Origin of the sequence: Endozoicomonas sp. SESOKO2 (assembly GCF_024606245.1) — a bacterium.
Taxonomy (GTDB): domain Bacteria; phylum Pseudomonadota; class Gammaproteobacteria; order Pseudomonadales; family Endozoicomonadaceae; genus Endozoicomonas_A.
This window is the reverse complement of sequence record NZ_JAHHPQ010000279.1, coordinates 1-2608: the sequence shown is the minus strand read 5'-3', so window position 1 is coordinate 2608 and position 2608 is coordinate 1. Positions and strand designations below refer to the sequence as shown.

2 protein-coding genes are annotated in these 2608 nt (G+C 39.6%); both read right to left on the bottom strand.

Features of this window, described 5'->3' with window-relative positions; genetic code table 11:
• Window positions 1-201: 201 nt before the first annotated feature.
• Entirely contained in the window at window positions 202-2286 is a 2085-nt protein-coding gene (locus KDK17_RS06605) for a hypothetical protein (protein WP_257282231.1), read from the bottom strand.
• Between the two features lie 47 nt (window positions 2287-2333).
• On the bottom strand, window positions 2334-2608 hold a 275-nt coding region (locus KDK17_RS06600; protein WP_257287651.1), incomplete at its 5' end, for a hypothetical protein.

The window sequence follows — 2608 nt, the reverse complement described above, 5'->3', positions numbered from 1 at the left end:
CAGGAATTTTTAGACCAATTTATTGCAACCGCAGTAGGACACCCTTAAGTCCGACGGGCTGCTAGCCCAGTGATGACCTGCTGTATTAGTCAGTTGATCGAGGTGGAGTGTTTTAACAGAGACGAGATCTTAAAGAGGTGGGTTAATCAACTCAGTGACAGAATCAAATCTGCCTATTTATTCTATAAACTGAAGTCTCATTCAAACGATCGTTGACGGAAGAGGCCTCACTTCGCCCCAAAAGCAGCGATAGTCCTCCGGGTTCAGCCCTAATGCCCTGAGGTAATCAATGGTTTTAAGCTTAACCTCCTCTGCCGTATAATCTTTGCTGGATTGAATATCTTCAGGAACGGGCTGTAAAGGAATTTTATCTTTTCTGCACCGATGAATATATTGAAACCACGCGTGTAAAAATTGGTTAATCAACTTAATTTCCTGTACCGTTTTCGGGCAACGGAAAAAACGAAATTCCAACGTTGAAAGCTCCTTTACTTTGCTTGCTCCAGTAATATGCAATAAAGACATTGCGATATACTTTTCCATATAATCATCACCAATGCCACTAAATAACCATTGTATGGTCGTCATATGAACAAGCTGGCTATAAAAGTGCGCAAATTGCTTAAGCTTGTCTTTTTTTTCCGAATCAGTATTACCTTTTTGGTTTAACGGTTCTGTATTACCTTCTTCTATTTTTCTATTATATCGGTCAATGAGAACATTTAACCGCTTTACGGCAAATGGTTTTATGTCTGAATTGTAATCAGCAAATGTTTTATACCACTCAGCTTCATCATACTGCACGATGCGAGCATTATTTCCAAACGCCCTCAGCAAAAAAGGGTTTCGTTGGATCTCAGACTCCATCGCCAACAGTACACTGGCATCACCCTGAGTGGCACTTAATACATCGACGTGTTTATGACCGGAGCTGTAACCAATCAGCCCATCCTTGCGCATTGAATCAATAACTTCAATCACCTTCTCAAAAGACAGTTCCGCAAGTTGATCATCAGAATGATAAGGCGTGCAGTTTATTTCAAACCAGCTTATTGTGTCGTAAAAAGGAACTACGGTAAAGTTACTATAAAATCCATAACGTGCACCAAATTTTCTAGCGGGAACCTGATGAGCTAACTCCTTTTTTCCGAGTCGATATAAAAAAATCTTAACAAGCTTTCCTCGTGGAACAGAAAATGAATTTCTTACATCATATTCGAGTTCCTCACCAAATTTAAGATTTAATCGATTTTTTGGTGTCGCCTCACTGCCAACCGGTAAAGAGAAGCCTTCAAACAGGGCATTAACAATACCATCACAACGCCCGGAGAAAATAATATCCATAACATCTCGATTAAAATGCTCTCTAATACCATTTCTGTTTCTGCGCAAAGCAATGGTTAACAAATTTTTGGTGGGATATGATGAGTCAGCACTGTCAATGATTTCCTTCCTGAATTTGACGGCAAAATTAAAAACAAGAACTAGCTCAGAAAAAAGGCCTCTTTCGGAAAGTAGAATTTGAAAAAATGGAAATATATCGTTCAGCAATTGTCCATAGGTGAATTCATATTTAAGGTATAGAAAATATTTAACTACTGGAGCAACATCATTCGGTACGTTCTCTTTTTTATTGAGATAATCAAGCAATATGTCCCCCAGACTATAAACTAATCTACAACTCTTTAGTTTCGATTCCGCTTCAGCCCGTTCGGTAAAAATCGCATGCAGGAAAGTCTCTATCTCTTCAACCCGCATCTGGCTGATGGTTTGACCAGCCACATATTTATCGGGACTGCCTTCAGCAGTAAAACACCGATCACGGACCAGGCCCTCCTGGAATAAAATAAAATCGACAAAAATTTCTGTAATTTCGTCTCTTTCATCATCTTTATAGTCTTCTCTTGCGATTTTGTGGTATCTCAGCGAATAAATAAGGTTTTCAACGATATTTTGAATACGTTCCGCCACTTCTCCAGCGGTGAACGTCTCCCTCATTCTGCCAATAGCTACCTCTTCGAACTCAGAGCCTTCAGTAGTAAACGAACGGGAAATTTTTCGCTCGGTAATAGACTGATTGAGCATCTGATGACTGAAACCTGGCGCAATAAAACCAGGCGCTGATATTTGCTTTGCCAGTGTAGAGTATTTATCTTCAACCCGTCGTTTTTTTGAAAAACTTTTAACTTTTGCCTGCCCTGAATCATGACTTCCATCGACATTTTTTTCAGCAAGACTGCTCTTATGAAGTCCGTAAGCATCTGTACCGGTAGTGTTTATATTCATAAATCCCTCTATTGAATATATTAAATTATTTTGATCTCAAACCTGCTTCACGGAATATCCCGTACTTCGCCCCAAAAACAGCGATAATCCTCCGGATTCAGTCCTAATTTTCTGAGGTAATCAATGGTATTAGCTTGAACTTCCTCTGCCGTATACTCTTTGCAGGATCGGATATTTTCAGGGACAGGCTGCAAAGGGGTCATATCCTTTCTGCACTGATGAAGGTATTGAAACAAGACTTGCAAAAATTGGTTAATCAACTTGATTTCCTGTACCGTTTTCGGACAACGGAAAAAACGAAATTCCAGCGTTGATAATTTGT